Raw genomic sequence first — 20,734 nt, forward strand, 5'->3', positions numbered from 1 at the left:
ACGGGTCTATCAGACGAACCGCACCGAATGCCGCGCATTGTAGCCGCATGATTCAGGACTCACTACTAAGTGTTTCGGTGCGCCGAGCGGCGGATCAGGCCGATGACCGGCAATAAACCAACCAACACCAGGGTCAGCGCCGGCAGCGATGCACGCGCCCACTCGCCCTCGCTGGTCATTTCAAAGATCCGCACGGCCAGTGTGTCCCAGCCAAACGGGCGCATCAGCAGGGTCGCGGGCATTTCCTTGAGCACATCGACAAACACCAGCAACGCCGCGCTCAGCGTGCCGGGCAGCAACAACGGAAGATACACTTTGAAAAACAGTCGCGGCCCACTGACACCCAGACTACGTGCCGCTTCGGGCAATGAAGGCCGTATACGCGCCAGACTGTTTTCCAGCGGCCCGTAGGCCACCGCGATAAAGCGCACCAGATAGGCCATCAGCAACGCGGCCAGACTGCCCAGCAGCAGCGGCTTGCCGGCGCCGCCGAGCCAGCCCGACAGCGGAATCACCAATGCGCGGTCGAGATAACTGAACGCCAGCATGATCGACACTGCCAGCACCGAACCCGGCAACGCATAACCGAGATTGGCCAGACTGACTCCGGAACGGATCGCCCGGGTCGGCGCCAGACGTCGGGCAAACGCCAGCAACAGCGCGACGCTGACGGTGATCAACGCCGCCATAGCGCCCAGATACAGGGTGTGCAGGATCAGCCCGGCATAACGCTCATCCAGATCGAAGCGCCCGCGCTGCCAGAACCACACCAGCAGTTGCAACAGCGGAATCACGAACGCGCAGGCAAACACCACCAGGCACCAACCGGTCGCCGCGAACGCTTTGAGTCCGCGCAGCTGATACAGCGCCTTGACCCGTGGTCGCTCGTTGCTTGCCCGGTTGGCGCCGCGCGCGCGTCGCTCGCCGTAGAGCACCAGCATCACCACCAGCAGCAACAGACTGGCCAGTTGCGCCGCGCTCGGCAGGCTGAAGAAGCCGTACCAGGTCTTGTAGATGGCGGTGGTGAAGGTGTCGAAGTTGAACACCGACACCGCGCCGAAATCCGCCAACGTCTCCATCAGCGCCAGTGCGACACCGGCGCCAATCGCCGGACGCGCCATCGGCAACGCCACCCGCCAGAACGCCTGCCAGGGCGACTGGCCGAGTACCCGCGCCGCTTCCATCAGGCCTTTGCCCTGCGCGAGAAACGCGGTGCGCGCCAGCAGGTAAACGTAGGGATAAAACACCAGCACCAGCACCACGATCACCCCGCCGGTGGAGCGTACCCGTGGCAGGCGCAAGCCGCTGCCGAACCACTCACGCAGCAGCGTTTGCACCGGGCCGGCGAAATCCAGCAGGCCAACGAAGACGAACGCCAGCACGTAGGCGGGGATGGCGAACGGCAGCATCAACGCCCAGTCGAGCCAGCGCCGTCCGGGGAATTCGCAGAGGCTGGTGAGCCACGCCAGACTGACACCGAGCAGCGTCACGCCGACACCGACGCCAAGCACCAGCATCAACGTGTTGCCCAGCAGGCGCGGCATCTGGGTTTCCCACAGGTGCGACCAGATTTGCTGATCGATGGTCTGCCACGACAGCAGCAGGACACTCAGGGGTAGCAGCACCAGCGCGGCAATGGCGAGGACGATGGGATACCAGCGGCGTTGGGCGGGGTGGGCCAAGGGGGTTCTCTGCAAGAGGGCCAACGCCCATTCGACGTCGACCACATGTTGTGGCGAGGGAGCTTGCTCCCGCTCGGCTGCGAAGCAGCCGCAGGAAGTTAACAGTTCAATTCACGCCAGACGCAAGGGCGCCAGGGGCCGCTTCGCGACCCAGCGGGAGCAAGCTCCCTCGCCACAGAGGGCTCGCCGTGGTGGCCGGCTTAGTTCCAGCCCGCGCGATCCATCATCCGGATCGCTTCCGCCTGACGCTTGCCCGCCACTTCCACCGGCAAGGTATCAGCGACGAACTGGCCCCACGCCGCCACTTCCTCCGAAGGCTTCACCGCCGGGTTGGCCGGGAATTCCTGGTTCACGTCAGCGAAGATCTTCTGCGCCTCAGGCGTGGTCATCCACTCGACCAGCGCCTTGGCTGCTTCCGGGTGCGGCGCATGCTTGGTCAGGCCGATGCCCGACAGGTTCACGTGTACGCCGCGGTCGGCCTGATTCGGCCAGAACAGTTTCACCGGCAGGTCCGGCTTCTGCTTGTGCAGGCGACCGTAGTAGTAGGTGTTGACGATGCCGACGTCGCACTGGCCGGCATTGATCGCCTCCAGCACTGCCACGTCGTCGGAGAACACATCGGTGGACAGGTTGTTGACCCAGCCCTTGAGGATCTTTTCGGTCTTCTCGGCGCCGTGCACTTCGATCATGGTCGCGGTCAGCGACTGGTTGTAGACCTTCTTCGCCGTGCGCAGGCACAGGCGCCCTTCCCAATTCTTGTCGGCCAGCGCTTCGTAGGTGGTCAACTCGCCCGGTTTCACCCGTTCGGTGGAATAGGCGATGGTCCGCGCGCGCAGACTCAGACCTGTCCAGGCATGCGTGGATGAGCGGTATTGCGCAGGAATGTTGCTGTCGATGGTCTTCGAGGTGAACGGCTGCAGGATGCCCATCTGCTCGGCCTGCCAGAGGTTGCCGGCGTCGACGGTGAGCAGCAGGTCGGCGGTGGCGTTTTCGCCTTCGGCCTTGATGCGCTGCATCAGCGGCGCTTCCTTGTCGGTGATGAACTTGATCTTCACCCCGGTTTTCGCGGTATAGGCGTCGAACACCGGTTTGATCAGCTCATCGATACGCGAGGAGTAGACCACCACCTCGTCGGCGGCCTGGGCGGTGGCGCTGCCGATCAGGGTCAGGGCCAGTGCGGTCAGAAGACGCTTGGGTGCCAACATGGGAGTGGTCTCTCGGTCGGAAAATGTGGGCCAAATGATAAGGACTCACATTTACCAGCTCAATCGAACACTTGAGCAAGGAGTTACCAGATGTTGCATGACTTCCAAATTGCTGGCCTCTGTGGCGAGGGAGCTTGCTCCCGCTGGAGGCCGAAGGACTCCCAATGCTGCCAAAATGGCTTTTGGGGCCGCTTCGCAGCCCAGCGGGAGCAAGCTCCCTCGCCACAAAGAAATAATTGCCTTCAGGGTTTGGCCAGCGCTGGGAGATCCCGGGTCAACCCCAGCGCCTCACGCACAAACAACGCCTTCGCCTCGGGCATCTGCTCCACCAGTTTCAACCCGGCGTTGCGCAACCAGCGCAGCGGCAGCGGATCGGCCTGGAACAGACGCTCGAAGCCCTCCATCGCCGCCATCAACGCCAGGTTATGCGGCATGCGCCGGCGTTCGTAGCGGCTCAGCACTTTCACATCGGCCAGACGCTCGCCACGTTCGGCGGCCTGCAACAGCACTTCAGCCAGCACCGCCGCATCGAGGAAACCAAGGTTCACACCCTGCCCGGCCAACGGGTGAATGGTGTGCGCCGCGTCGCCGATCAGTGCCAGGCCTTCGGCCACGTAACGTTTGGCGTGGCGTTGACGCAACGGCACGCACAGACGCGGATCAGCGCTGATCACCTCGCCCAGGCAGCCTTCGAACGCCCGCTCCAGTTCACGGCAGAACGCGGTTTCATCCAGCGCCATCAGGCGTTCGGCTTCACTCGGGGTGGTCGACCAGACAATCGAGCACCAGTCCTGCTGCCCGTCACGCTCCAGCGGCAGAAACGCCAGCGGCCCGTGATCGGTGAAGCGCTGCCACGCGGTCATCCGGTGTGGCTTGCTGCTGCGCACACTGGTGACGATGGCGTGGTGCAAGTAATCCCACTCGCGGGTGGCGACGCCGGTCAGGCGGCGCACCGCCGAGTTGGCGCCGTCCGCGGCAATCACCAGCGGCGCACGCAACTGGCGACCATCGGCCAGGGTCAGCAGCCAGTCGTCGCCGGAGCGGCGCATCTGCTCCAGCCGTGCGTTGGCCAGCATGCCCAGATCGCAATCGTGCAAACGATCGAGCAAGGCATCCTGCACCACGCGGTTTTCGACGATATGACCGAGCACTTCGGCATGCACACTGCTCGCCGAAAAATGAATCTGTCCGGTGCCGCTGCCGTCCCACACGTGCATGTCGGTGTACGGGCTGCTGCGACGTTTGGCGATGCCGTCCCAAACGCCGAGGCGTTCAAGAATCCGCTGGCTGGCCGCCGACAGCGCGCTGACCCGCGGCTCGAACGGCGCGTCGGCATCGAACGGTTTGACGCTCAGCGGGCTGCCGTCGAGCAGCAGCACTTCCAGGCCGCTGTCCTGCAACGCCAACGCAAGGGCGCTGCCGACCATTCCGGCTCCGACAATCAGCAGATCTGCGCGCATTTCCATGCTTTAAGCCTGTCTCGCTTGCGGCTTGAGCCGCACGTAAAGGGTTTTTCCGACTCGCGCCACGAGGTTGCCGGCGCCGTCATGAATGTCGACCTGCAATTGCGGCAGGTATTTCTCGCCACTGGCGGTCTGCCGGCGGATCTCGTCGAGCAGGGTGTCGTCGATGTTGAACCGGGCAAACACCGGGCCCTTGCCGGGGGCGATGAAATCGATGTCGGCCGCTTTGTCCCAGACGATGTAACGCGGCCCGAGGTTCTCCATCAGCATCAGCATGTAGAACGGATCGACCATCGAGTACAGGCTGCCGCCAAACTGGGTGCCGACGTAGTTGCGGTTGTACCAGCCCAGCCCCATCGACACCTGAACGTCGCGAAAATCATCGCTGATGTGCCGCACCCGCACCCCGGAGCCGAGGTACGGTGGGTAGAAGGTCATCACCCAGCGCATCAAGCGCGCCTTGCCGAACGAACGGCTCAACCACTCAAGCATCCGGCCGCGTCCCGAGCCCCATGGCCTGACGGGCGAACCAGCGTTTGGCCGGCGGCAGCAGATCGAGGCCGAGCAGGCCGATGTTGCGCCCCAGCGAGACCAGCGGCTGGGTGCTGCCGAACAGTCGGGTGACCTGATCGGAGAAGCCCACGGTAAGCTCCTGGTCCAGGCGCTGTCGCTCGCGATACGCCTGCAATGTAGGGAAGTCGCCCAGCGGTTTGTCGCTGGCGAGCAGTGCGGCGGCCAAGGCATCGGCGTCGCGCAGGGACAGGTTGAAACCTTGTCCGGCAATCGGGTGCAGGCTGTGCGCGGCATTGCCGAGTACGGCCAGATGCGAGCGTACTTGCTCCTCGGCCTCGACCAGCGACAGCGGATACAAATGCCGCGCGCCGACCTGTTTCAAGGTGCCGAGTCGGTAGCCGAACACGCCTTGCAGTTCGCTGAGGAAATCGCGTTCGCTCAAATCGGCCAGGCGTTGCGCGTCCATGCCCAGGCGGGTCCAGACCAGCGCGCAACGGTTGTCTGGCAGCGGTAGCAAGGCCATCGGGCCTTCGTCGGTGAAACGCTCGAAGGCCATGCCGTTGTGCGCTTCGCTCGGGGTGATGTTGGCGATCAGCGCGCTCTGGTTGTACGGACGCTTGCGCACGTTGATGCCCAGTTGCTCGCGCAGACCGGAGCGACCACCATCGGCGAGCACTGCCAGATCACACTCGACGGTTGTTTCATCGTTGAGGGTCAGGCGATAGCCGTCGGGCAGCGGCTCCATGCGCGTGACTTCCGCCGGGCAGCGCCAGCTGATCACGTCTTTATCCAGATGCTGCCACAGGCATTGGCCGAGCCAGGCGTTTTCCACCACGTAGCCCAAGGCCGGCACGCCCTCTTCCATCGCCGACAGACGAGCGGTGGAGAACCGACCACGGTCAGAGACGTGAATCTGTTTGATCGGCTCGGCGCGGCGGGAAATGTCCTGCCACACGCCCAGCCGCTGATAGATCTGCCGCGAACCGAAGGACAGCGCCGACGAACGTGCGTCGTAGCTCGGCTGCCAGCTGTCGCCGGGGGCGAACGGTTCGATCAGGACGATTTTCCAGCCACGCGCCTTGGCCCCGGCCTGCAAGGCCAGCGCCAGGCTGGCGCCGACCAGGCCGCCACCGATGATTGCCAGATTGACTCGACTCATGCCGCGTGTGTCCGTGCTTGCGCCATCAGCGCTTCGATTTCGGCGACGGTTTTCGGTACGCCGTTGGTCAATATTTCACAACCGGTCTTGGTCACTACCACGTCATCCTCGATGCGCACGCCAATGCCGCGCCATTTCTTCGCTACGTTCTGGTTGTCCGGGGCGATGTAGATGCCCGGCTCGACGGTCAGCGCCATGCCGACCTCCAGCACCCGCCATTCGCCGCCGACCTTGTACTCGCCAACGTCGTGTACATCCATGCCCAGCCAATGGCCGGCACGGTGCATGTAAAACGCTTTATAGGCTTCGGTCGCGATCAACTCATCGACCTCGCCTTGCAGGATTCCGAGTTTGACCAGGCCTGCGGTAATCACCCTGACCGTGGCTTCGTGCGCCTGATTCCAGTTTTTGTTCGGGGCGATTTCAGCGAACGCGGCTTCCTGCGAAGCCAGCACCAGTTCGTAGATCGCTTTCTGCTCGGCGGAAAACTTGCCGTTGACCGGCCAGGTGCGGGTGATGTCGCTGGCGTAGCAGTCGATCTCGCAACCGGCGTCGATCAACACCAGGTCGCCGTCCTTGAGCAGCGCGTCATTCTGCTGGTAATGCAGGATGCAGCTGTTGCGCCCGGCAGCGACGATCGAACCGTAGGCCGGCATCTTCGCCCCGCCCTTGCGGAACTCGTAATCGAGCTCGGCTTCCAGGCTGTACTCGTACAGTCCCGGCCGGCTGGCCTGCATAGCGCGGATATGCGCCTGAGCGGAAATCCGTGCGGCTTCGCGCATCACCTTCACTTCTGCCGCCGATTTATACAGGCGCATGTCGTGCAGCAGGTGATCCAGGGCAACGAATTCGTTCGGTGGCTGGGCGCCGAGGTGCGCCTTGGAGCGGATCACGTTGATCCAGTCCATCAGGTGCCGATCGAATTCCGGGTTGCTGCCCATTGCCGAATACACTCGGTCGCGGCCTTCGATCAGGCCCGGGAGGATGTCGTCAATGTCGGTAATGGGGAACGCGTCGTCGGCGCCGTAATCACGGATCGCGCCTTCCTGGCCGGCGCGCAGGCCGTCCCATAACTCGCGTTCGGCATTGCGTTCACGGCAGAACAGCACGTACTCGCCGTGCTCGCGGCCGGGCATCAGGACGATGACCGCCTGTGGCTCGGGGAATCCGCTGAGGTACTGGAAGTCGCTGTCCTGGCGATAGACGTGCTCGACGTCGCGGTTGCGGATCGCGACCGCGGCGGCGGGCAGGATCGCGATGCTGTTGGGTTCCATCTGCGCCATCAGGGCCTTGCGGCGACGGCTGTATTCCGCTTTGGGGATATGGGTCATGGGCAGATGGCTTTCCCTGGCACGCGATTAATGCAGCGACGGTTTGGCGGCTGGCGGCACGTCGGCTTTTTTGGTTTCCGAGAACAGCAGCAGTGGCGCGACGCGCAGGTATTCCATGACTTCCATGTAGTCGCTTTCGCCGTCTTCGGATTCTTCCAGAGCGTCTTGCACCTGGGAGATCGCCGCCAGATCCTGCAGCACTTCGGTGGCTTCGGTGCTGAGCATGCTGCTGTCGCGGCAGTTCAGGCCGAAACCGCTGAGGAAGCCCTGGCACCATTGGCCCAGTGCGGCGGCGCGGTCGGCCAGCGGCGCGTCATCGGTCGGCAGTAGCAGAACGACGGTGACGTCGCTGCCGGTCAACTCACCCTTGACCATCTCTTGCAGGCCGATCAGGGCGTTGCGGACGTTGTCCTGGAGGTCGCCTTCGAGCAGTTCGGCGGCATCGATCAGCCACTCGTCGGCGTCGAAGCCGGCACCGGCGCAGCTGCGGCCGAGCAGCAGGCCGTGCAGTTCGGCAGGCGAGACGTTGTGGCCGCTGGCAGTCAGCAGGGTGGCAAAGGCTTGGTACGGGGAATTCGCAATGGTCATGGGCAGCTAGGCGCCAGACGGCGCTATGTCTAGAATGAAGGCCTTGTATCCTACATCGACAGACTCGCCAAGACTATTAAAGGCTGTCCGCCAGCCAGGCGCCTGCCGCCCATCAGATGAATTCAGTGGACACAATGGAAGACACCGACCTGCAAGCGCTGATGGCCAGACTCGAAAAGCTGATTACCCGAGTCGAGCAACTAAAGAGTCAAAACGCACTCTTACTAGCTCAGGAAAAGACCTGGCGCGAGGAACGCGCTCACCTCATTGAAAAAAACGAAATCGCCCGGCGTAAGGTCGAATCGATGATTTCGCGCCTCAAGGCCCTGGAGCAAGACTCATGAGTTCAAGCAATAGCGTTACCGTGCAGATCCTCGACAAAGAGTATTCGATCATCTGCCCCCAGGAAGAACGCAGCAATCTGGTCAGCGCCGCCCGCTACCTGGACGGCAAGATGCGCGAGATCCGCAGCAGCGGCAAAGTCATCGGCGCCGACCGTATTGCGGTGATGGCCGCGCTGAACATCACCCACGACCTCTTGCACAAAGAAGAGCGCCCGGACATCCAGGCCAGCGGCTCGACCCGTGAACAGGTGCGCGACTTGCTCGATCGTGTCGATCTGGTGCTGGCCGACGATCCGGACATCAGCAAGGGCTGATTCGCCAGGCCGCTTGAGGTATACTCGCCGCACTCCCTGGGGTGCTTGCCAGTTGACGATGTCCCTGAGCCGATTCGCACTACCCTGGAAGTTGCACGTTGGGCTGGTGTGCATGTCCGCCAGACGGAAAGCCTTAAAGTCTACTGCATCTTCCACCTTGAACTTTCGGGTTCAAGGGCTAAGTTGACAGCGGTTCATCCGGGGAGCCTGATTCGAATCCGATGCCGGTTTTTGCCGGCATCGGATTTTTTATGCGTGCGTTTTCGCCCTCACCTGCCGAAGCCGAACCATGACCGAACCTGCGCTGCTGCCCCGCCCGCAACTCCGCCGCCTGCTGCGCAAGGCGCGCCGTGCACTGACTCCCGGTGAACAACGGCAGGCCGCCAAAGGCTTGTTCCGGCAACTGGCGCAAGACCCGCACTTTCGCCGGGCCAGACACATCTCTCTGTACCTGCCCACCGATGGCGAAATCGATCCGCGCCTGCTGCTGCGCGAAGCCCAGCGTCGCGGCAAGGCCACCTACCTGCCGGTGCTCAGCGCCTGGCCGCGCACCAAAATGGTGTTCCAGCGGATTCGCCCCGGCGAAAAGCTCAAGCCCAACCGCTTCCGCATTCTCGAACCACGAGCCAATCTGGCCCATCAGCGCAAGATCTGGACCCTGGATCTGGTGTTGTTGCCACTGGTGGGGTTTGACGATGCTGGCGGACGCCTGGGGATGGGCGGCGGTTTCTACGACCGCAGTCTGGCGTACCTGGCCCGGCGCAAAAACTGGCGCAAGCCGACGTTGCTGGGCCTGGCCCATGAATGTCAGAAGGTCGAACGCCTGGCGCAGGCCAGCTGGGATGTACCGTTGCAAGGCACGGTCACCGATAAGGCGTGGTATTTCGCGGGATAGACGCCGCGCAGATCAGCGGCGTCGGGAAGGCAGTTTCAGCGCTTGAAGGCGGTCGATTGTTGGACCTGTTGCGCGACTTCAACCGGAGCATCGGTCTTGCTCGTCCATAGACTTTGCGCGTAACCGGTGGTCACGACGCCAAGGCCGAACAAAATAACCAAAGTCCATAGCAAATCCGGTTTGCGTTTCATCGATTGCCCCCCTCAAGGCACATCATCACGATGACAGCAGCGGTTTCCATTCGTAGGCCGTGCAGCAGCGTCAAGCTTTAAAGGCCGGCATTTTGCGACAACGTGAACCTCGGCGCAAACGCTGACGTCAACCGACCGTCGGTTTGTCATAAAATTGCCCGACAACCTGCCCAATGACCGCTTGAGGAGCAAAAGACATGGCCTATTGGCTGATGAAATCCGAGCCCGACGAACTCTCGATCAAAGATCTGGAGAAACTCGGCAAAGCGCGCTGGGACGGGGTTCGCAACTATCAGGCGCGCAATTTCCTGCGGGCGATGGCGGTCGGCGATGAGTTCTTTTTCTACCACTCCAGCTGCCCGGAGCCGGGTATCGCCGGAATCGGCAAAATAATCGAGGCGGCGTACCCGGATCCCACCGCACTGGAACCCGAGAGCCATTACTTCGACCCGAAGGCCACACCCGATAAAAACGCCTGGACTGCGATTGATGTTGCGCATGTCGAGACGTTTGCCCGAGTGCTGAAGCTCGATTATCTGAAACAGCAGACCGCCCTGGCTGAAATGCCGTTGGTGCAAAAAGGCAGTCGTCTATCGGTCATGCCGGTGACAGCCGAACAGTGGGCCGCCGTGCTCGGCTTGCGCTGAGAACTTGCCGGTCACGGTTTTTACCGACAAAAGGGGCTAGGCTTGACGCTCATTTGACTGACATCAAGCGAACGGAACGCTTGAACAGTCAGACTGCAAGCCACTGCCGCAGGATGCCCCCATGTCGACGCACAGCCGTTCTTCACTTGTATACGCCGGTTCGCTCCTGGTGTTACTCGCCGCCGCTGGCGGATTGGGTTACTGGATGTCCATCAGCAGCCGCCTGGTCGAAGGACTGTCGATGGGCAACGGGAGGCTGGAAGCCACCGAAGTGCAGATCGCCAGCAAGACTCCCGGGCGCCTCGCCGAGGTGCTTGTGGATGAAGGCGACAAGGTCAGTAAAGGGCAACTGCTGGCGCGCATGGACACTCGAACCCTCGAAGCCCAGCGCAATCAGGCCGAAGCCGAAGTGTTGCGCGCCCGGGAAAATCTCAACGCCGCTCAGGCCAATGTGCAATTGCGCCAGAGTGAGCTGTTGCTGGCCCAGCAAGAGCTCGGGCGTTCGCAATCACTGTTCAAGCACGGTTATGTCAGCGCGCAAATCATCGATCAACTGCAGTCACGTCTTGGCACCGGTAATGCCGCCGTTGTCGCCGCCCGGGCCCAGGTGTCTGCTGTCAGTGCGGCGATTGGCGCGGCACAGGCTCAAGTCGCGCAGTTGACCAGCGAAATTGACGACAGCAGTCTGCGCGCGCCGATTGATGGCGTGATCCAGCTGCGCATGGCCGAGCCCGGCGAAGTGCTGGGAGCCGGGGGCCGGGTCTTGCTGCTGATCGATCCCAACGACCAGTACATGAACCTCTATCTGTCAGCCGCGGTGGCCGGACGCCTGGCGGTGGGCGACGAGGCGCGAGTGCTGCTCGATGCCTTGCCCGATAAACCGCTGCCGGCAAAAATCAGTTTCGTCGCGGCCAAATCGCAGTTCACCCCCAAAGAGGTCGAGACCCGCGACGAGCGGCAAAAACTGGTGTTCCGCGTCAAGCTGCGCCTGGTCCAGCCCAGCGCCGTGCCGCAGGCCAAACCCGGCATGCCCGGCGCCGGCTACGTGCGGATCGCGCCCGTCGAATGGCCGGCCAATCTGCAATGAGCGGCCTTGCGGTTCAAGCGAACGGTATCGCCCACCGCTACGGCAAACAGCAAGCGCTGAGCGACATTGCCTTTAGCCTGCCCACCGGCACCCGCTGCGGGCTGATCGGCCCCGATGGTGCGGGCAAGTCCAGCCTGCTGGGATTGATTGCCGGCGTGAAGACCTTACAGCAAGGGCAACTGGAGGTGCTCGGTGGCGCGATCGAGGATCGCCGGCATCGCGACACACTCTATGCGCGCATCGCCTTCATGCCGCAGGGGCTGGGCGGCAACTTGTACCCCGAGCTGTCGATCCGCGAAAACATCCAGTTCTTTTCGACGTTGTTCGGCCTGTCCAAGGCTGAAAGCGAGCAACGCATGCATAGCCTGCTGCTCGCCACGGATCTGCTGAAGTTCGCCGAGCGCCCCGCCGGCAAGTTGTCCGGCGGCATGAAGCAGAAACTCGGGCTGTGCTGCGCGCTGATCCATGAACCGGATCTGCTGATCCTCGATGAGCCTACCACCGGCGTCGACCCGCTCTCGCGCCGGCGCTTCTGGGAGTTGGTCGACGATGTGCGACGCCAGCGCCCGCAACTGACGCTGCTGGTTGCCACGGCCTATATGGAAGAAGCCGAGCAGTTCGAGCATTGCCTGATGCTCGACGCCGGCAAGTTGATCGCCACCGGCCTGAGTCGTGAGCTGGCGACCGTCACCTCCAGCGGCAAGCTCGATGACGCCTTCACTCATTTTCAGGGTGACAGCCATCACGACGCTCAACCGCTGGTGATTCCACCGCGCACCGGCAACAGCAGCGACATCGCCATCGAAGCCCACGATCTGACGCTGCGCTTCGGCGATTTCACCGCTGTGGATCACGTCAGTTTTGCCATTGGGCGTGGCGAAATTTTCGGCTTTCTTGGCTCCAACGGCTGCGGCAAGACCACCACCATGAAAGTCCTGACCGGGCTGATGCCGGCCAGCGAAGGCAGTGCAACGCTGCTCGGCAACCCGGTGAACGCCAAGGATCTGGCCACGCGCAAGCGGGTAGGCTTCATGTCGCAGAGTTTTTCGCTGTATGGCGAACTGAGTGTGCGGCAGAACCTCGAGCTGCACGCGCGGCTGTTCGATCTGCCAAAAACCGAGAGTGCACAACGCATCGAGTCATTGATTCAGCGCTTCAATCTGCTTGCGGTCGCCGACCAGCCTTCCGGGGCGTTGCCATTGGGACTGCGCCAACGTCTGTCATTGGCGGTGGCGGTGCTGCACCGCCCGGAAGTGCTGATCCTCGATGAGCCGACTTCCGGCGTCGATCCGGCGGCTCGCGATGACTTCTGGCGACTGTTGATCGAGTTGTCCCGCGAGCAAGGCGTGACGATCTTCCTCTCCACGCACTTCATGAACGAAGCGCAGCGCTGCGACCGCATCTCACTGATGCACGCCGGCAAGGTCCTCGCGTGCGACACCCCGGAGGCGCTGCAACGCCAGTTTGCGGGAGAGACGCTGGAAGCGGCCTTCGTCACCTGCCTGGAACAGGCTCAGGGTGCTCAGGCATCAGCGCCTGTGGCCGAGCCGCAAATGGCGCCGCCGAGCGCTGCGACAACACCAGTGCCCCAGCACGGTTTCAGCCTCGGTCGCCTGTTGGCCGTGGCCAGTCGCGAAGGCAAGGAGCTGCTGCGCGACAAAGTGCGTATGGCGTTCGCCTTGGCCGGGGCGATTTTCATGATGGTGATCTTCGGTTACGGCATCTCGCTGGACGTGGAAAACCTCGCGTTCGCCGTGTACGACCAGGATCAGACACCGCAAAGCCGAGCTTATCTGGAGGCGTTTCGCGGCTCCCGGTACTTCGACGAACAGCCGGCCATTCATGACCCGCAGGAACTGCACCGGCGCCTGCAACGCTCGGAAATCAAACTGGCGCTGGAGATTCCCCCCGGATTCGGCCGCGATTTGTACGCCGGGCGCCAACCCGCCGTGGCGGCGTGGCTGGATGGCGGCATGCCGTTTCGCGCCGAAACCAGCCGTAACTATGTTGAAGCCGTGCACCTGGGCAATCTGCAACAGCTGGCCGAGCAGAGCAGCCCCGCGCTGGCCCACCCGGCGGCAGCTAGTCTGGAAACCCGCTTTCGCTACAACCAGGACGTGGTCAGCGTCAACGCCATCGGCCCCGGGGTCATGGCGCTGATCCTCGCCTTCATTCCGGCGATGCTCACGGCGCTCGGCATCGTCCGCGAAAAGGAGCTGGGGTCGATCACCAATTTCTACGCCACGCCCCTGACCCGTCTGGAGTTTCTGCTGGGCAAACAGGCGCCGTACCTGCTGGTCAGTCTGGTCAACCTCGCAGTGCTGGTGGCGATGAATCGCTGGCTGTTCGGCGTGCCGTTCAAGGGCAGCCTGCTGACACTGGCATTCGGCGGACTGCTGTATGTGTTGGCCACCACCAGCATGGGCCTGCTGATTTCGGCATTCACCCGCACACAAATCGCCGCGATCCTCGGCACCATGATCATCACCAGCCTGCCGACCATCCAGTTCTCCGGATTGATCGTGCCACGCTCTTCACTGGAAGGTGCGGCAGCAGTGATGGGCATGCTGTTTCCGGCGGGGCACTTCCTCGACATTGCGGTGGGCACGTTCACCAAAGCGCTGGACTTGCGTCAGCTGTGGCCGCAGTGCCTGGCGCTGTTCGGGTTCTTTGTCGGGTTCACCGGGCTGAGCCTGATCATGCTGAAAAAGCAGGAGGCCTGATGCACAAGTTCGCGCACATCCTGCGCCTGGGACTCAAGGAACTGACCAGCCTGCGCCATGACAGCGTGTTGCTGCTGTTTCTGTTCTACGCTTTCACCGTGGCGATCTACATGCCCGCCGCCGGTTCGGTGATCGGCGTGCACAACGCCAGCGTGGCCATCGTCGACGAAGACCACAGCGCCCTTTCACGCCAATTGGCCCAGGCCCTGCAGCCGCCGGAATTCCAGACGCCGGTGCTGCTGCCTTACGCGCAACTGGATCAGGTCATGGACAGCGGTCAGTACACCTTCGTGATCAATATTCCGGCGGGCTTTCAAACCGACTTGCTCGCCGCGCGGCAACCGACGATTCAGGTCAACGTCGATGCCACAGCCATGAGCCAAGCGTTCATGGGCGCCGGCTACATCGGCCGGATCTTCCAACGCGAATTGCTCGACTATGCCGGTCAGGGCAACGCAGCGGCCAAGGCGCCCGTGCAACTGACTACTCGCGCCCTGTTCAACACCAATCTGGAGGGTGGCTGGTTTCTGGCGGTGATTCAGATCGTCAACAACATCACCATTCTGGCGATCATCCTCACCGGCACGGCGCTGCTGCGCGAACGCGAACACGGCACGCTCGACCATTTACTGGTGCTGCCGCTGACGGCGCTGGAAATCATGCTGGCGAAAATCTGGAGCAACCTGCTGGTGGTGGTGCTGTGCACCTGGCTGTCGCTGGAGGTGGTGGTCAAAGGCGCGTTGGGCGTGCCGTTGGCCGGCTCGATGAGCCTGTTTTTGCTGGTGACTGCGGTTTATCTGTTTGCCAGTACCGCGCTGGGCATTTTTCTGGCGACGCTGGCGCGTTCGACGCCGCAGTTCGGTCTGCTGGCGATTCCGGTGATCATCCCGATGTTGCTGCTGTCCGGCGGCAGCACGCCATTGGACAGCATGCCGCAGTGGCTGCAATGGGTCATGCAGGGCTCGCCGTCCACACACTTTGTCAGCCTCAGCGCCGCGATTCTGTTTCGCGATGCCGGGCTGAGCGTGGTCTGGCCGGACTTGCTGGCGCTGACGGCTATCGGCCTGCTGTTCTTCGTCATCGCATTGGCGCGCTTTCGCAAAAGCCTGGCGTCCTGAACAGCGGCCAGCGTGGTTACTGAATGATCAAGTTGTTGAACAACAGATCTTCAACCACCGGTTTGCCGGTCTCGTCATTCATCACTTGCTGAGTCTGCTTCAGGGCTTCCTGACGCAGTTTCTCCTTGCCTTCGATGCTGCCCATCGCCTCGGTCGTCTGCTGAGTGAACAGCGCCACCAGTTGATTGCGGATCAGCGGCTCGTTGGCCTTGACCAGTTTGGTCGCCTCGTCGCCGGTCACACGCAGCGCCACGTCGGCCTTGTAGACCTTGAGCTTGGGCGTGCCGTCCAGCCCGTAGTTACCCACGAACGGCGGGTTCAGGGTGATGTAGTTGACCTTCGGCGCCTCGCCTTCTTTGGCTTCTTCGGCCAGCGCTGCCATAGGCAGAGACAGGGCCAGCAACAACATGATCCACGCTTTCACAATTCGCTCCTTATCCGGTTTGCGGCCTAGCATAACGACCCGCCGCGCAAGCACAAGCTTATGGCTGACTATCAGGGTCGGGCATGCTCGTTGACCCGTTGACTGACACACCTACACTTATCGGCCATCACTCCCAAAGGAATAGCCCTGATGAAAGCCGTGCTGTGCAAAGCCTTCGGCCCTGCCGAATCGCTGGTGCTGGAAGACGTCGCCAGTCCTGTCGCGAAGAAGAACGAAATCCTGCTGGAGGTGCACGCCGCTGGGGTCAACTTCCCGGACACGCTGATCATCGAGGGCAAGTATCAGTTCAAGCCGCCCTTCCCGTTTTCTCCGGGGGGCGAAGCGGCCGGCGTGGTCAGCGCCGTCGGTGAGAAAGTCAGCCATCTGAAAGTCGGCGACCGGGTCATGGCCCTGACCGGCTGGGGCAGCTTCGCCGAACAGGTCGCCGTGCCGGGCTACAACGTGCTGCCGATCCCGACGTCGATGGATTTCAATACCGCTGCGGCGTTCAGCATGACCTACGGCACTTCGATGCACGCCCTCAAGCAGCGCGCGAACCTGCAACCGGGCGAGACCCTGCTGGTGCTCGGCGCTTCCGGCGGCGTCGGTCTGGCGGCGGTGGAAATCGGCAAAGCCATGGGCGCCCGGGTGATTGCCGCCGCCAGCAGCGCGGAAAAACTCGCCGTGGCCAAGGCCGCCGGCGCCGATGAACTGATCAACTACAGCGAAACCAGCCTCAAGGACGAAATCAAACGCCTCACCGACGGCCAGGGCGCCGACGTGATCTACGACCCGGTCGGCGGCGACCTGTTTGACCAGGCCATTCGGGCCATCGCCTGGAACGGCCGCCTGCTGGTGGTCGGCTTCGCCAGCGGGCGCATCCCCGAACTGCCGGTCAACCTCGCCCTGCTCAAGGGCGCGGCAGTGGTCGGCGTGTTCTGGGGCTCCTTCGCCCAGCGCCAGCCGCAGGATAACGCGGCGAACTTCCAGCAGTTGTTCAGCTGGTTCGCCGAGGGCAAGTTGAAACCGCTGGTGTCGCAGGTGTATCCGCTGAGCAACGCGGCGCAGGCGATCAATGATCTGGGGCAACGCAAGGCTGTGGGCAAGGTGGTGGTGCAGGTGCGCTGAGTTTTTCAGGCCGGTGACTTCCCGCAACCAGCTTGAGCCGCGCACAGCAGCGACGCAGCGTCACCCTCAGCGGCGCTGCGTCGCCACCTGTCAAAGCAAATCGCGAACCTCCCCCGGCAGAAAACTCATGTATCTACGCATGGGGTTTTCCCGGCAGCCCCTGACGATCATCGGTACGCGCCGGTTCATCTCGGCGATGATCGCCAGTCGCTGCTCATAGGCCAACTGACTCTTGTGGATCACGTTCGAAATGTACGCACGGGTGTAGTCGAACACCTTCGCGTCAACCAACGCGTGCTCTGGCATGTTTCTGAAACCGCCATTGATGACGTGACACTTAACTGACTTCAGCCACTGATTGATGTCGATCGGCTGGTCCAGATCCAGGCGAAAGACTATCGGCGCAACGACCGACTGCTCCGCCGGCCGCTCTCCCGCTACCGTCCAGGGTTTGAATCGCCACTGTGTTACCGCATCTTTAACCACCTCAGCCAGCTCGGGATGAGCACTTTGCACAATGTTGATCCCGCTGACCGAACCATCCGCCTTGACGATGAAGCTGACCCTGACCTCGCCTTCGACCCCGGCTCTGGACAACACCTTGGGGTAAATCGGCATGGGATTGTTTTCGGGTATGAGCAACCCTTCCGCTGCCAGCGCGAGGCTGAAGATCATCAATAAAAGCCCAGCAAAAAACCATCGCATGATCCCGCCCCTTCCCTAGTGAAATGCCTGTTCGGCAACTACAGAAAGGTTACGGAGCAAGGTCCTTTAACTGAATGGCGCAGCTTCGCTTTGCGATGCAGGACATTTCCTGATCTCGGTGAGAATTCTGGCGAGCCCCCTGCGCAAAGGGCTTCAGGTACATTTTCTGACGGACGTTTAGCCGCCGCTTGCACCAGCGAGGTCGCCCGGCAACAGGTGTTCCTGCACTTTATGGCTGCGAGACGGGATCAGTCGCCCGTTCTCATCGAAGCGCAGGACGATCAGCCAGTCGAATACATCATCCGGCCATTTTTCCTGTCCCATCAGCGCTGTCGCGTCGCCGCCGAACGCCTTGATCAGCTTATTGATATGGCCGTGATGCCAGGCGATCAGCACCGTCGGCGCCTGATTGCTCTTGCGCAACAACCCGACCAGTTGATGGAGATCACCATTGACATAGGGCTGCTCGATCGGCAGTTTCAAACGCTCGGACAGCGGCGTCAGCGTCAGGCGCGAACGCGAACTCTCCGGGGTGTCGCCGGCAGCGATCAAGCGCTGGGGGGTGAGCGTCTGGCCGTCGAGTTTCAGCGGATTGAAATAGTCGACGTAGGCGGCCGCACGCTGTTCGCCGCGGGCATTGAGTAGCGATCCCGCATCCGGCTTTTCCGCGTGCCGAATGATCAGCACCGTGGCGTTGCGCAGACCGGAATGGGCCGGATGATCAGTGACGATCAAGATCAGCATGACAACGGCGATTCCAGCCGCCACCAAAAATCTCGGCACCAACATGCGAACCTTCAGTGACATTTCTTATCTCGGCTGATCAATCGGCTGAACGGGCCGCGAGTCTAAGTCACCCAATGTTGATAAGGGGTGAAAACGCCCTGTTCTTACAGCTGAGCGACAGGTTCGTAAAAGAACGTGCGACTTCCAACATTTTCCGCTGTTTTGCCGATGCGAACCGGTGCTATTTTCGGTAACGAAACTGTAACATTCGCATCCGCAGTCAAAACAAGAAATCTGGAGCTCTTGAATGTTTGCTTTCTTTCGACCTGCCGCACATCAGGCTCCATTGCCTGAAGAAAAAATAGACAGTACTTACCGACGCCTGCGCTGGCAGATCTTCGCCGGTATCTTCTTTGGTTACGCCGGTTACTACCTGCTGCGCAAAAACTTCTCGCTGGCCATGCCGTACCTGATCGACGAGGGCTACAGCCGTGGCGATCTGGGTCTGGCGATGTCGGCCATCGCCATTGCCTACGGCCTGTCCAAGTTCCTGATGGGCCTGGTCTCCGACCGTTCCAACCCGCGCTACTTCCTGCCGTTCGGTCTGCTGGTGTCGGCGGGAGTGATGTTCATTTTCGGTTTCGCGCCGTGGGCGACGTCCAGCGTGACCATGATGTTCATCCTGCTGTTCATCAACGGCTGGGCCCAGGGCATGGGCTGGCCGCCGAGCGGTCGCACCATGGTGCACTGGTGGTCGCAGAAGGAACGTGGCGGCGTGGTTTCGGTATGGAACGTGGCGCATAACGTCGGCGGCGGCCTGATCGGCCCGCTGTTCCTGATCGGCATGGGCCTGTTCAATGACTGGCACGCAGCCTTCTACGTTCCGGCAGCGGTGGCGCTGGGCGTGGCGGTGTTTGCCTTCATCACCATGCGCGACACCCCGCAATCGGTCGGCCTGCCGCCGATCGAAAAGTACAAGAACGACTACCCGGAAGGCTACGACGCCAGCCACGAAGACGAATTCAGTGCCAAGGAAATCTTCGTCAAATACGTGCTGCGCAACAAAATGCTCTGGTACATCGCCATGGCCAACGTCTTCGTCTACCTGCTGCGTTACGGCGTACTGGACTGGGCGCCGACCTATCTGAAAGAAGCCAAGCACTTCGACGTCGACAAGACTTCGTGGGCCTACTTCTTCTACGAATGGGCGGGAATTCCGGGCACGCTGCTGTGCGGCTGGATGTCGGACAAGATCTTCCGTGGCAACCGTGGCCTGACCGGCATGGTGTTCATGGCGCTGGTGACCGTTGCGACCCTGGTTTACTGGCTGAATCCGGCCGGCAACCCGACCGTGGACATGATCGCGCTGTTCTCCATCGGCTTCCTGATCTACGGCCCGGTGATGCTGATCGGCCTGCAGGCGCTGGAACTGGCGCCGAAGAAAGCCGCCGGTACGGCAGCGGGCTTTACCGGTCTGTTCGGCTATCTGGGTGGTTCGGTCGCGGCAAGTGCGGCGATGGGCTACACCGTTGACCACTTCGGCTGGGACGGTGGTTTCGTGCTGCTGGTGGGCGCTTGCCTGCTGTCGATGGCCTTCCTGGCGCCGACGCTATGGCACAAACAAGTCGCCAGTCAGAGTCGTGAAGCCGTCGCCTGATCGGCTTTTGACTGACAGCGCTTGAGCCGCGCCTCCAGATTTCGATCCGGCATGGCGTGGCTGCGCAGGGCGTGGGCGGTCTGCTCGACATAATCGCGAGTGGTGCCGTAGCGCCCGCAAGCGCTTTCGAACACCTGACTCAGCACATGATCCGGCAAGTTGCCGGCATAGCTGGGCAGGTGTCGCTCCAAAACAAACCCCAACGCCTGAACCTGGCTACCGTCCTCAAGACGGCAGTTGAGCCAGTGCGGGCGATAGGACGGGAACGGCATCTCGCGTTTCCACAGTGCGTACAGCGCAGCGTCGAGATTCTCTTCCGGTAGCCGATAGGCGAAGCCGCTGCACGAACCGCCACGATCCAGACCGAACACCAGCCCGGGCATTTCCGGCGTCCCACGGTGCTCGTGCGACCACAGATACAAACCGCGATGATAGCCATGCACCCGCCCGCGCACCCGCTCCACCGCCGAACATTCCGGGCGCCAGATCAGCGACCCGTAGGCGAACAGCCACACCGGCCCGCCCTTGTGGCGCGCCATGGTCGATTGCATGGAAGCGAGAAGTTGTTCGTGAGTGAGCTGCGGCCCCAGATCGAGCCGCGGAGGATAAGCCAGATTCAGAAAAGCAGATTCTATGGCTGTCATGACGGAAGTGTTCGGCCCCGCAAGTATTACAAGATGTAAGCGCAATTCGTTCGATAGAACATATAGCAGTAAATCTAAAACGAAAAGTGCTAAAGGATGTATGACCTGCTCGATAGCGCTAAATCGGGTGTATCAGTCAACGCTATGCGGTTTCATATAGCCTAATACCATTGCGGAAATATCTTAAATA

21 protein-coding genes and 1 other RNA gene are annotated in these 20,734 nt (G+C 61.8%); 10 read left to right on the forward strand and 12 right to left on the reverse strand.

Annotated elements, in window-relative coordinates; all coding sequences use genetic code 11:
• Positions 1 to 65: 65 nt before the first annotated feature.
• From ACVHNU_RS23665 to ACVHNU_RS23695, 7 genes are all read right to left on the reverse strand, one after another.
• Positions 66 to 1,682 (reverse strand): ABC transporter permease, encoded by a 1,617-nt coding sequence (locus ACVHNU_RS23665; protein ID WP_003229293.1) that lies wholly within the window; start codon positions 1,680 to 1,682, stop codon positions 66 to 68.
• Between the two features lie 200 nt (positions 1,683 to 1,882).
• Complete coding sequence (locus ACVHNU_RS23670) at positions 1,883 to 2,887, reverse strand: extracellular solute-binding protein (protein WP_103483638.1); 1,005 nt, start codon at positions 2,885 to 2,887, stop codon at positions 1,883 to 1,885.
• 242 nt (positions 2,888 to 3,129) lie between these two features.
• On the reverse strand, positions 3,130 to 4,347 hold the full coding sequence (locus tag ACVHNU_RS23675; protein ID WP_473020095.1) for a 2-octaprenyl-3-methyl-6-methoxy-1,4-benzoquinol hydroxylase: 1,218 nt from the start codon (positions 4,345 to 4,347) through the stop codon (positions 3,130 to 3,132).
• Positions 4,348 to 4,356: 9 nt separating this feature from the next.
• A complete protein-coding gene (locus ACVHNU_RS23680) occupies positions 4,357 to 4,842 on the reverse strand; it encodes a DUF4442 domain-containing protein (RefSeq protein WP_103483640.1) in 486 nt (161 codons plus the stop codon).
• Complete coding sequence (gene ubiH, locus ACVHNU_RS23685; RefSeq protein WP_003229299.1) at positions 4,835 to 6,022, reverse strand: 2-octaprenyl-6-methoxyphenyl hydroxylase; 1,188 nt, start codon at positions 6,020 to 6,022, stop codon at positions 4,835 to 4,837. The genes ACVHNU_RS23680 and ubiH overlap by 8 nt, the downstream gene beginning before the upstream one ends.
• The gene (gene pepP / locus ACVHNU_RS23690) at positions 6,019 to 7,353 is read right to left on the reverse strand and encodes a Xaa-Pro aminopeptidase (protein WP_139055153.1); all 1,335 of its coding nucleotides are present in this window, start codon (positions 7,351 to 7,353) and stop codon (positions 6,019 to 6,021) included. The genes ubiH and pepP overlap by 4 nt, the downstream gene beginning before the upstream one ends.
• Positions 7,354 to 7,380: 27 nt before the next feature.
• Positions 7,381 to 7,941: a YecA/YgfB family protein gene (locus tag ACVHNU_RS23695; RefSeq protein ID WP_473018403.1), complete on the reverse strand. Its 561-nt coding sequence runs from the start codon at positions 7,939 to 7,941 to the stop codon at positions 7,381 to 7,383.
• 134 nt (positions 7,942 to 8,075) lie between these two features.
• Between ACVHNU_RS23695 and ACVHNU_RS23700 the strand changes: the two genes are divergently transcribed.
• The 4 genes from ACVHNU_RS23700 to ACVHNU_RS23715 all read left to right on the forward strand — a co-directional run bounded on the left by ACVHNU_RS23700 (position 8,076) and on the right by ACVHNU_RS23715 (position 9,494).
• Entirely contained in the window at positions 8,076 to 8,285 is a 210-nt protein-coding gene (locus ACVHNU_RS23700) for a TIGR02449 family protein (RefSeq protein WP_103483758.1), read from the forward strand.
• Positions 8,282 to 8,599, forward strand: coding sequence for a cell division protein ZapA (locus tag ACVHNU_RS23705; RefSeq protein ID WP_007967943.1), 318 nt, complete (start codon positions 8,282 to 8,284; stop codon positions 8,597 to 8,599). The genes ACVHNU_RS23700 and ACVHNU_RS23705 overlap by 4 nt, the downstream gene beginning before the upstream one ends.
• A gap of 30 nt (positions 8,600 to 8,629) precedes the next feature.
• Positions 8,630 to 8,808, forward strand: a non-coding RNA gene (gene ssrS / locus ACVHNU_RS23710) — 6S RNA.
• Positions 8,809 to 8,888: 80 nt separating this feature from the next.
• A complete protein-coding gene (locus ACVHNU_RS23715) occupies positions 8,889 to 9,494 on the forward strand; it encodes a 5-formyltetrahydrofolate cyclo-ligase (RefSeq protein WP_103483643.1) in 606 nt (201 codons plus the stop codon).
• A gap of 35 nt (positions 9,495 to 9,529) precedes the next feature.
• Here the strand turns inward: ACVHNU_RS23715 and ACVHNU_RS23720 are convergent, their stop codons facing one another.
• Complete coding sequence (locus ACVHNU_RS23720) at positions 9,530 to 9,685, reverse strand: hypothetical protein (protein ID WP_003229308.1); 156 nt, start codon at positions 9,683 to 9,685, stop codon at positions 9,530 to 9,532.
• 197 nt (positions 9,686 to 9,882) lie between these two features.
• On the opposite strand from ACVHNU_RS23720, the gene ACVHNU_RS23725 reads away from it, so the two are divergent.
• From ACVHNU_RS23725 to ACVHNU_RS23740, 4 genes are all read left to right on the forward strand, one after another.
• Entirely contained in the window at positions 9,883 to 10,332 is a 450-nt protein-coding gene (locus ACVHNU_RS23725) for an EVE domain-containing protein (protein WP_103483644.1), read from the forward strand.
• Positions 10,333 to 10,453: 121 nt separating this feature from the next.
• Positions 10,454 to 11,419, forward strand: coding sequence for an HlyD family secretion protein (locus ACVHNU_RS23730; RefSeq protein ID WP_226500853.1), 966 nt, complete (start codon positions 10,454 to 10,456; stop codon positions 11,417 to 11,419).
• Positions 11,416 to 14,142: a ribosome-associated ATPase/putative transporter RbbA gene (gene rbbA / locus ACVHNU_RS23735; protein WP_473018404.1), complete on the forward strand. Its 2,727-nt coding sequence runs from the start codon at positions 11,416 to 11,418 to the stop codon at positions 14,140 to 14,142. Before ACVHNU_RS23730 ends, rbbA begins: the two co-directional genes overlap by 4 nt.
• Positions 14,142 to 15,260 carry an ABC transporter permease gene (locus tag ACVHNU_RS23740; RefSeq protein WP_473018405.1) on the forward strand — a complete coding sequence of 373 codons (1,119 nt, stop codon included), beginning with the start codon at positions 14,142 to 14,144 and terminating at the stop codon, positions 15,258 to 15,260. Before rbbA ends, ACVHNU_RS23740 begins: the two co-directional genes overlap by 1 nt.
• A 16-nt stretch (positions 15,261 to 15,276) precedes the next feature.
• Here the strand turns inward: ACVHNU_RS23740 and ACVHNU_RS23745 are convergent, their stop codons facing one another.
• On the reverse strand, positions 15,277 to 15,684 hold the full coding sequence (locus ACVHNU_RS23745) for a flagellar basal body-associated protein FliL (protein WP_003229316.1): 408 nt from the start codon (positions 15,682 to 15,684) through the stop codon (positions 15,277 to 15,279).
• Positions 15,685 to 15,834: 150 nt separating this feature from the next.
• On the opposite strand from ACVHNU_RS23745, the gene ACVHNU_RS23750 reads away from it, so the two are divergent.
• Positions 15,835 to 16,812, forward strand: coding sequence for an NADPH:quinone oxidoreductase family protein (locus ACVHNU_RS23750; protein WP_003229317.1), 978 nt, complete (start codon positions 15,835 to 15,837; stop codon positions 16,810 to 16,812).
• 90 nt (positions 16,813 to 16,902) lie between these two features.
• Here ACVHNU_RS23750 and ACVHNU_RS23755 read toward each other — a convergent pair whose 3' ends face one another.
• Together ACVHNU_RS23755 and ACVHNU_RS23760 are read right to left on the reverse strand one after the other, a co-directional pair.
• Positions 16,903 to 17,517, reverse strand: coding sequence for an energy transducer TonB (locus tag ACVHNU_RS23755; RefSeq protein ID WP_103483649.1), 615 nt, complete (start codon positions 17,515 to 17,517; stop codon positions 16,903 to 16,905).
• Between the two features lie 177 nt (positions 17,518 to 17,694).
• Entirely contained in the window at positions 17,695 to 18,324 is a 630-nt protein-coding gene (locus ACVHNU_RS23760; protein WP_473018406.1) for a flagellar basal body-associated protein FliL, read from the reverse strand.
• A 226-nt stretch (positions 18,325 to 18,550) separates the two neighbouring features.
• Here ACVHNU_RS23760 and glpT point away from each other — a divergent pair, with 226 nt between their 5' ends.
• Positions 18,551 to 19,900: a glycerol-3-phosphate transporter gene (gene glpT / locus ACVHNU_RS23765; RefSeq protein WP_003229323.1), complete on the forward strand. Its 1,350-nt coding sequence runs from the start codon at positions 18,551 to 18,553 to the stop codon at positions 19,898 to 19,900.
• Here the strand turns inward: glpT and ACVHNU_RS23770 are convergent.
• On the reverse strand, positions 19,876 to 20,544 hold the full coding sequence (locus ACVHNU_RS23770) for a gamma-glutamylcyclotransferase (RefSeq protein WP_045122668.1): 669 nt from the start codon (positions 20,542 to 20,544) through the stop codon (positions 19,876 to 19,878). The two genes, glpT and ACVHNU_RS23770, sit on opposite strands and share 25 nt — an antisense overlap.
• Positions 20,545 to 20,734: the final 190 nt, after the last annotated feature.

Source organism: Pseudomonas sp. Ors-4-3C (assembly GCF_055755035.1).

Excerpts from the sequence above, each read along its gene's own strand:
- ACVHNU_RS23670 (WP_103483638.1), bottom strand. The coding sequence starts at position 2,887 with ATGTTGGCACCCAAGCGTCTTCTGACCGCACTGGCCCTGACCCTGATC.
- ACVHNU_RS23675 (WP_473020095.1), bottom strand. The coding sequence starts at position 4,347 with ATGCGCGCAGATCTGCTGATTGTCGGAGCCGGAATGGTCGGCAGCGCC.
- ACVHNU_RS23680 (WP_103483640.1), bottom strand. The coding sequence starts at position 4,842 with ATGCTTGAGTGGTTGAGCCGTTCGTTCGGCAAGGCGCGCTTGATGCGC.
- ubiH (WP_003229299.1), bottom strand. The coding sequence starts at position 6,022 with ATGAGTCGAGTCAATCTGGCAATCATCGGTGGCGGCCTGGTCGGCGCC.
- pepP (WP_139055153.1), bottom strand. The coding sequence starts at position 7,353 with ATGACCCATATCCCCAAAGCGGAATACAGCCGTCGCCGCAAGGCCCTG.
- ACVHNU_RS23695 (WP_473018403.1), bottom strand. The coding sequence starts at position 7,941 with ATGACCATTGCGAATTCCCCGTACCAAGCCTTTGCCACCCTGCTGACT.
- ACVHNU_RS23700 (WP_103483758.1), top strand. The coding sequence starts at position 8,076 with ATGGAAGACACCGACCTGCAAGCGCTGATGGCCAGACTCGAAAAGCTG.
- ACVHNU_RS23705 (WP_007967943.1), top strand. The coding sequence starts at position 8,282 with ATGAGTTCAAGCAATAGCGTTACCGTGCAGATCCTCGACAAAGAGTAT.
- ACVHNU_RS23715 (WP_103483643.1), top strand. The coding sequence starts at position 8,889 with ATGACCGAACCTGCGCTGCTGCCCCGCCCGCAACTCCGCCGCCTGCTG.
- ACVHNU_RS23720 (WP_003229308.1), bottom strand. The coding sequence starts at position 9,685 with ATGAAACGCAAACCGGATTTGCTATGGACTTTGGTTATTTTGTTCGGC.
- ACVHNU_RS23725 (WP_103483644.1), top strand. The coding sequence starts at position 9,883 with ATGGCCTATTGGCTGATGAAATCCGAGCCCGACGAACTCTCGATCAAA.
- ACVHNU_RS23730 (WP_226500853.1), top strand. The coding sequence starts at position 10,454 with ATGTCGACGCACAGCCGTTCTTCACTTGTATACGCCGGTTCGCTCCTG.
- rbbA (WP_473018404.1), top strand. The coding sequence starts at position 11,416 with ATGAGCGGCCTTGCGGTTCAAGCGAACGGTATCGCCCACCGCTACGGC.
- ACVHNU_RS23740 (WP_473018405.1), top strand. The coding sequence starts at position 14,142 with ATGCACAAGTTCGCGCACATCCTGCGCCTGGGACTCAAGGAACTGACC.
- ACVHNU_RS23750 (WP_003229317.1), top strand. The coding sequence starts at position 15,835 with ATGAAAGCCGTGCTGTGCAAAGCCTTCGGCCCTGCCGAATCGCTGGTG.
- ACVHNU_RS23755 (WP_103483649.1), bottom strand. The coding sequence starts at position 17,517 with ATGCGATGGTTTTTTGCTGGGCTTTTATTGATGATCTTCAGCCTCGCG.
- ACVHNU_RS23760 (WP_473018406.1), bottom strand. The coding sequence starts at position 18,324 with ATGTCACTGAAGGTTCGCATGTTGGTGCCGAGATTTTTGGTGGCGGCT.
- glpT (WP_003229323.1), top strand. The coding sequence starts at position 18,551 with ATGTTTGCTTTCTTTCGACCTGCCGCACATCAGGCTCCATTGCCTGAA.
- ACVHNU_RS23770 (WP_045122668.1), bottom strand. The coding sequence starts at position 20,544 with ATGACAGCCATAGAATCTGCTTTTCTGAATCTGGCTTATCCTCCGCGG.